The following is a 6,509-nucleotide window of genomic DNA, read 5'->3' on the forward strand; positions in this document are numbered from 1 at the left end:
GGGCTGTTTCGGGGCAACCACGGGGAGTAGGGGTCGGATTGCCCCTACGGAAAACCAGGGTTTTGTAGGGGCGGTGCCCCTGTGCCCGCCCCCACCCACAGATGATTTCATGGGCATTTCAGGCATCGGGGCTCTTCACGAGGGTTGGCCCCTACAAGAAAATGAAACAGCCCTGCCCCGAAGCCGCTCTGAGGAAGAAATTCACAAATGATTTAGGATTGCTATAAAGACACCCTCGATTCTTGAAAAGCAAATAATCACCATTGAGCATGGCTCGAACTCTAACTCGCTCAGCCGTATTTACTAAAACCTCACTGTCACACCATGCACGGAGCCAATTGCGTCTAGTCTCAAGAAATCCAAGCCTCAATGAGGCTACTTATTTTTTATTTTTGTTGATTCACTCGCTTTTTAGTCTTTGCTTACAGGCGCTAAGTAAGCAAGCGTTAGGCATCCAACAAATCATTTCGAGTAGCAGTCTTTTCACGAGGTGTCCTAATCCTGAGCTATGCGCTGCCTCTGAGTCTCACCATCCATCAAATTCCAGAGTGTCTACTAACCTCATCTCAAAGATTTACAGCCATTAAAATCCCCCAAGTCCTTTCCGTAGGAGGGATTCAAGCTACTAAGTTGTCCAAATCCCGTACTATTTTTATGATATGATCTAAAAATTAGTCTGGACTGTTTTTAGTTCGTAGTCTGAAACCCTCGATTTTCCGTGGGTACTTTGATTGCCAAATCGCCTTGCAACCCTTATTCTACGGTTGACAATCAAAAACAGTCCGCAGTATGGCTCTCATCAATCAACTAATAACTAATATCTAAAATGTTCAAGAGAAAACTTTTTTGGCTCATCATTATCGCCACAGCTTTAGTAACCCTGAATATGACACTCCTGTGGAAAATGGATGATATTGCTCATTTTTGGATGAGTATAGTTTTTTGGTCCGCTGTGGGTTCCCTACTGTGGGACAAGCAGGATATTCTCAAACAGAGTGAGGGAAAAAATGACGTATTATCGATTGTCGCTGGGACAATATTAATAGCTTTTATTTTATTTAAAAGTGCTCTGGTTTCCAGTAAATTCGATCCTTTTTTAAGACTGGCACCTTTTTTGTCTGGTTTAGGTTTGAGCTTAATTGCGGTAGGCTTTCAGAACTTAAAACTATATTGGCGTGAATTGCTAATACTATTTTTTCATGGCACCCCCAGTGTCATTACCTTACCTTTAGTGGATTTTGTTACCTCGCTTACTGCTAAATTTGCTTATTATTCTTTGTGGTATGTCGGTTTGAATGCAACACGTGAGGGTAATTATGTTGCTTTACCGACAGGAAGGGTGTTGGTAAATGGGGGTTGTTCGGGTATAGAGGCAATGAATTACTTATTAGGTTTAGCTGTAGTTTGTTTGGTGATGTTTCCTACTAAACAAAATAAGGCTTTGGTAATAGGTGTCGCTGTCCTTTTTGGTTTTATTATTAATGTTTTCCGAGTGGCTGGAATGGCATTGTTAGTTGCATCTAATCGCCTAGATTGGTTTAAATATTGGCATGAGGGGGAAGGTTCTTTAGTCGTGGGAATGATTGCGGTGGTTTTGTTTGGGATATTTTATCAATTTATGTTGAAACGAGATAGCCAACTTAGTCAAAGTTCGGGAAATTAATAAGTTGCAATTTGAGCTAATATGGCCTTTCTCAAAAATGTGAGGTACGAATTTTGACCTGTAAAGCTTGACAATACAGGGTTTCTGTATACCTCATGTTACTGGGAAAGGCTATATATCGGTGCTTCGATTTCCACTACCATAGTGAGGAGTCTGGCTCACTCAAATATCCGGGTGTTGAAATCCGCCAATGTCACTACCTGCTGTTTAAGTCCGCCTATATCTATCATAGAAATGATGTCAGAAATTATAGGAAACTTGTTATGGCAACTCATGAAAATCAAATAAGTCAAGTTTACGGTTCAGAGGATGCTCAGGGTATTTTACAGCTTGCGATCGCACGCCGACAAGATGAAGGGGAATTATCCAGAGTGCAGCTTTTCGAGATTGCAGCCGAATTGGGCATTTCCGAACAGGATATTGTGGCGGCGGAACAGCAATGGTTAGCAACTAGAGGGGAATTTCAAGAAAAGCTGGTTTTTAACACTTACCGTCGTCGCAAATTGCAGAAAAATGTGACAAAGTACGCAATTATCAATAGTTTTCTAGTTTTGTTTAATCTAGCAGGATCGCACGAGCTTTCTTGGTCGCTTTTCATTTTACTCACGTGGGGCTTGGGATTGTCGCTGAATGCTTGGAATGTTTATCAAACTGAAGGGGAAGATTACGAACAAGCATTTCAGCGGTGGCGGTTGAAGAAACAGGTGGGAGAGTCGATTGGTACTGCGACGAATAAGTTTATGAAGTGGTTGCAGTCGTGATTTGCAGTCATTTTTATGGTGCGCCGCCCGCACCTTACTACTTCCATCTCATCTTCCCTCGCGAGAATATTCATTTTTCACATATTGTCTCACCACTGGCGATAAATTGAAAAGCACTTGATTATCCTGTTCTTGTTTTTCAATGAATGCTCGATTTCCCAAAGATTTCATGACATTGAATAAATCGTCCGGCGATAATTGCACATTTTCTATAATTTGAGAAATAAAAACAGGCTCGATAGCATTCCCGATGCAACACATTACCTGTTTTTCTAATTCGGATAAGCGCTCGCACTGCTGCTGCAATATTGCTTTCAATTCCTCTCCCAAGAATAGCATATTATAGTTTAAGAATTCGCCAACTCTGCCGCCAAATAATTCTTGAATCAGGGCTGCAACTATTTTTAACCATAAGGGATTGCCTCGGTAAGTGTTAATCAAGCTTTCCCATTTCTCCGGTTCGAGTAAGCCTTTTTCTTGAAAAATTCCGCCTGCTGCTACACCTAAACCCTGTAGTTGTAAGCTCCGAACGCGGGCTTTTTCTCTTGTTAATGCGACAATTTCTCTAGGCGGTTCCCAACTATTTAGAATCAAGCAACTGTTGTGGCAAGTTTCGCCTATAAGTTTGAATAAGCTGCTGTAATTTTCATATGGATGTCGATAATTTCCTGCTATTTGTCGGCTGCTGAGAATTGTTTGTACGTCGTCTAGGATGACCAGGCAGCGGTGCGATCGCAATTTTTCCATTAACAGCGATAGCAGTTCATCGGTGCTTGTTGGCAATTCGGTTTCTGGTAGATTAGATAAAAATTTAATTAGGCTTTTTAGGGTATTATGGAGGGTTGGGGATGTGCCGAGACTTCGCCAAATTACATATTCAAATTGATGCTGGATTTGTGGGAGGATGTGGAGTGCGAGATTGGTTTTGCCAATGCCGCTGATTCCTAATATTGCGACTAGGCGGGTGCGATCGTGTACGATCCACTGTTGTAGGGTGGCGAGTTCGGATGTGCGGCCATAAAATGAGGTGATATCTGGTGCGTCTCTTAAGTCTTGGTGTATTTCGGGTTGGGTGTTTTCTGGGGTGGATGTTTGTCTAGGCTGTGAGTTTTGTGGAGTTTTGGGAGGGTGTGAGGTTTCTGTGCAGAAGTTGATGTCACCCTGTTCTAAAAAATTAGAATTCAGGAAATTAGAATAGTGAGAAATTTGATATCTTTCAATGACCGAATGAAAAGTAGATTTACTGACATTTTCTTCTAATATTTCTGACATAATTTTCCATAGTTTTGAGGCAATATTTCTGACATGACGTTCAGTACAATGGACTTCCTTGGAAATTTTAGAGTATCTTTTACCTTGCCAAGTTCCACGCACTACTGCCTCTTGCAGATCGTCTAGGTGTTTGCCCGTCTTAGTGAACACCAAGCCATCGGCAAACCTTAAAAGTTCTTGAACATCCATTAATTAGGCAAGTGTAGGATATTTAATCTATTATATCAGACTTCTTATGACATTTTATGACTAAAAAGGGCAAAATGTGACTTTTAACGGCTAGATGATTTTATCAACTCCTGACAACCTATGACATTTTTTACTTGACACTAGAGATAAATTAACGTAAAAATATTCAATAACGGGCATCCAAGCAATAAATAAAACCTAAAAATTAACCGGAGAAAAAATGCTAAAGCTGTTTATTTTACTTTTGTGCTTTATCCTAAATTTCAGCTTAGGACAGTTTCCAGCCCAAGCTGCCTCAGTTGGTACTATTGGCAAACCCGTGATCCAGCAGGGATACAACTTAACAGTTAACGATGTGAAAACTGGTCAGAATGACAGTGGAGAACCATACGTAGCTGTTGATGTAACGCTTGCTAGCGAGTCCGATCAGGGTGTAAGTGCGAATCTACTTTATGCCAAACTAAAAAGTGACAATGGCTATGTTTATACTCCAACTTTCTTTGGGGTACAACCTGCACTAAATGCTATGAATGATCTGCCAAAAGGAGAGCGCGTTCGGGGATGGATTACTTTTCAAGTCCCGAATGAAGAAGATAGCAGCAATTACACTTTTGAATACCAAGCTATCGGACTTTTTGGAAATTCGCCACGCCTAAGAGTCAAGCTTGACTCTTAGTGAGCTTTCTTGATTGGTTCAACTTAGGGCTTACGCATCTAAATATTTTTATCAGGGTTTGAACCTTTCTCAGATTTGAGCAAGAAGCATCCAGCCCTCAATTAACTGTTCCTTTATTGCCTGAGTGCGTAAGTCTTAAAACTTTTCTTTTCAGGTTAAAAATATTTACTCACCGAATATTTTTTATTATGAACAATCAAAATGACAGCAACCCGAAAAAGGGTACTTTTCCGTTAGCAATCGTGTTGGGGTTGGGGGCTATTGTAGCAATTATAGTTATTGCAGGTTTAGCAGTGATGAACAAATCACAAGTTACGACTTCAGCCTCTCCAACTCCTTCAGTTGCACTATCAGAAACTTCCTCTCCAACTCCTTTGGCTGCGGAAACACCAACGCCATTGCCAACAGTTTCGGTTTTAGTACCAGCATCTCCCTCTCCTAGTGCCACTGCATCTCCACCAACCCCCTCTCCTAATGCCACTGCATCACCATCTCCAACAACTACGCCATCTTCTTTATCTGTAAGTCAAGCTGTTGAGCGTTTAAAGCAAACACGTGTATGTCCAGCTTGCGACCTTCAAGGTGCGGATCTTAAAGAAGTTTCCCTTAGCGGTGCTGACCTGAAAAATGCTAACCTTCAGGGTGCTAACCTAGCCGGTGCAACCCTCAGCAGCACAATTTTAACAGGAGCAAATCTAAGTGGTGCTAACCTCAGTGGCACTCAAATATCCGGCGTTAATTTTGAGGGTGCTAACTTGAGCAACGCTAACTTAAGCAATGCAAAATTTCCGACAGGAAATGGAGAAACGATCCTAATTCGCGCTAATTTAAAAGGCGCAGATTTAAGTGCAGCTTACATTTCTTATGCCAATTTTTCTGAAGCAGATTTGAGCGGGGGAAAGCTTACTGATGCTCGACTGGGGAGTGGCTTAAGCTTCAAAAAAACCGTGTTAAATGATGCTGACTTATCACTGGTTATCTGGGATAACTTGAAAAGTGAAATGGTTGATGGTGCCAGTTTTAAGGGTGCGAATCTAAAAAGCTCTAACTTAGGCCAAATTAAGGATTTTACGAATGTAAATCTGACGGGCGCAACTATGCCAGATGGCACAGTGCATCCTTAAAAAGCTGAGTATAAAAGTTAGGGATTGTCGCATTTTCTACATTGTATATAAAACATATAGGGAAGATGAGAAACGATTTGAGTTGGCTTGAAATAATTCGGCTAGTTTTTGAAGTCTTTTTTCAGTTCTTGGATTAAAAGGTGATTTCCTGTAAAAATTTATCGAAAAGTGCGCTCGCCATTTTTTTCCTAAAGTGCGAGCGCATTAAATTTACCCTTTTAAAAATAGAATTCCTCTAAATAGAGTTCTGTTGCTTCTTTCAGATTGGCGATCACTTCTTCAATTGTTTCACCCTGGCTGGCAGTTCCCACTTCAGGACATTCTGCCACATAAACATCTTCTTCCCAATAAACGATTGCTGTAAAGATACGAGGCATATTTTTTGCAATACCTACTTAGTTCTCACTTTAATCATTATTTTAGCACATCGGGCGAGAGCCCTTTTTTGACTAAAGTGCGATCGCCCTTATCCTCATCTAAAACTCTTAGATTCCTGCTTCATTCTTGCTCGTCGCTCTCACTTTTTTGTGGCGATTGATTGTCGCTGGTAATTCTGCCCTCAGATTTAGCTCTATCTACTGCTTCTTGAATTAATGACAGCACCATATTGGAGACCGGCCGATAATGCGATTTGGCTAACCGCTCTAGGTCTGCTTTAACTTCTTCGGGAAGATATACAACTATTCTGGGGAGTTTTGCTGGCAGGTGAGATAATTCGGATCTTAACCCGTTACTGGAAAGACTGACGGCTCTCCTGACTTTATGGTGTATAATGTAACAAACAATACATTAATTATCATGAATTTTTATTTAGACTACATATT

At 41.0% G+C, this 6,509-nt stretch carries 8 protein-coding genes; 5 read left to right on the plus strand and 3 right to left on the minus strand.

The window, feature by feature from the left end; translation table 11 throughout:
* The 3 genes from QT990_RS35075 to QT990_RS35085 all read left to right on the plus strand — a co-directional run.
* The coding region (locus tag QT990_RS35075) for a hypothetical protein (protein ID WP_333466365.1) at positions 1 to 211 on the plus strand (211 nt) is incomplete at its 5' end.
* A gap of 615 nt (positions 212 to 826) precedes the next feature.
* Positions 827 to 1,663, plus strand: a complete 837-nt coding sequence (gene crtA / locus QT990_RS35080) for a cyanoexosortase A (protein ID WP_333466366.1) — start codon at positions 827 to 829, stop codon at positions 1,661 to 1,663.
* Positions 1,664 to 1,926: 263 nt separating this feature from the next.
* A complete protein-coding gene (locus QT990_RS35085) occupies positions 1,927 to 2,424 on the plus strand; it encodes a 2TM domain-containing protein (protein WP_333466367.1) in 498 nt (165 codons plus the stop codon).
* Between the two features lie 48 nt (positions 2,425 to 2,472).
* Here the strand turns inward: QT990_RS35085 and QT990_RS35090 are convergent, their stop codons facing one another.
* Positions 2,473 to 3,885: an NB-ARC domain-containing protein gene (locus QT990_RS35090; RefSeq protein ID WP_333466368.1), complete on the minus strand. Its 1,413-nt coding sequence runs from the start codon at positions 3,883 to 3,885 to the stop codon at positions 2,473 to 2,475.
* Positions 3,886 to 4,105: 220 nt separating this feature from the next.
* Between QT990_RS35090 and QT990_RS35095 the strand changes: the two genes are divergently transcribed.
* Complete coding sequence (locus QT990_RS35095; RefSeq protein ID WP_333466369.1) at positions 4,106 to 4,561, plus strand: DUF4352 domain-containing protein; 456 nt, start codon at positions 4,106 to 4,108, stop codon at positions 4,559 to 4,561.
* 188 nt (positions 4,562 to 4,749) lie between these two features.
* Positions 4,750 to 5,685: a pentapeptide repeat-containing protein gene (locus QT990_RS35100; protein WP_333466370.1), complete on the plus strand. Its 936-nt coding sequence runs from the start codon at positions 4,750 to 4,752 to the stop codon at positions 5,683 to 5,685.
* A gap of 218 nt (positions 5,686 to 5,903) precedes the next feature.
* Here the strand turns inward: QT990_RS35100 and QT990_RS35105 are convergent, their stop codons facing one another.
* Both QT990_RS35105 and QT990_RS35110 read right to left on the minus strand, forming a co-directional pair.
* On the minus strand, positions 5,904 to 6,062 hold the full coding sequence (locus QT990_RS35105) for a type II toxin-antitoxin system HicB family antitoxin (RefSeq protein ID WP_333466371.1): 159 nt from the start codon (positions 6,060 to 6,062) through the stop codon (positions 5,904 to 5,906).
* A 121-nt stretch (positions 6,063 to 6,183) separates the two neighbouring features.
* Positions 6,184 to 6,471 carry a ribbon-helix-helix domain-containing protein gene (locus tag QT990_RS35110; RefSeq protein WP_333466372.1) on the minus strand — a complete coding sequence of 96 codons (288 nt, stop codon included), beginning with the start codon at positions 6,469 to 6,471 and terminating at the stop codon, positions 6,184 to 6,186.
* Positions 6,472 to 6,509: the final 38 nt, after the last annotated feature.

The organism is Microcoleus sp. T3_B1 (assembly GCF_036700445.1).
Taxonomy (GTDB): Bacteria; Cyanobacteriota; Cyanobacteriia; order Cyanobacteriales; family Microcoleaceae; genus Microcoleus.

Excerpts from the sequence above, each read along its gene's own strand:
- crtA (WP_333466366.1), top strand. The coding sequence starts at position 827 with ATGTTCAAGAGAAAACTTTTTTGGCTCATCATTATCGCCACAGCTTTA.
- QT990_RS35085 (WP_333466367.1), top strand. The coding sequence starts at position 1,927 with ATGGCAACTCATGAAAATCAAATAAGTCAAGTTTACGGTTCAGAGGAT.
- QT990_RS35090 (WP_333466368.1), bottom strand. The coding sequence starts at position 3,885 with ATGGATGTTCAAGAACTTTTAAGGTTTGCCGATGGCTTGGTGTTCACT.
- QT990_RS35095 (WP_333466369.1), top strand. The coding sequence starts at position 4,106 with ATGCTAAAGCTGTTTATTTTACTTTTGTGCTTTATCCTAAATTTCAGC.
- QT990_RS35100 (WP_333466370.1), top strand. The coding sequence starts at position 4,750 with ATGAACAATCAAAATGACAGCAACCCGAAAAAGGGTACTTTTCCGTTA.
- QT990_RS35105 (WP_333466371.1), bottom strand. The coding sequence starts at position 6,062 with ATGCCTCGTATCTTTACAGCAATCGTTTATTGGGAAGAAGATGTTTAT.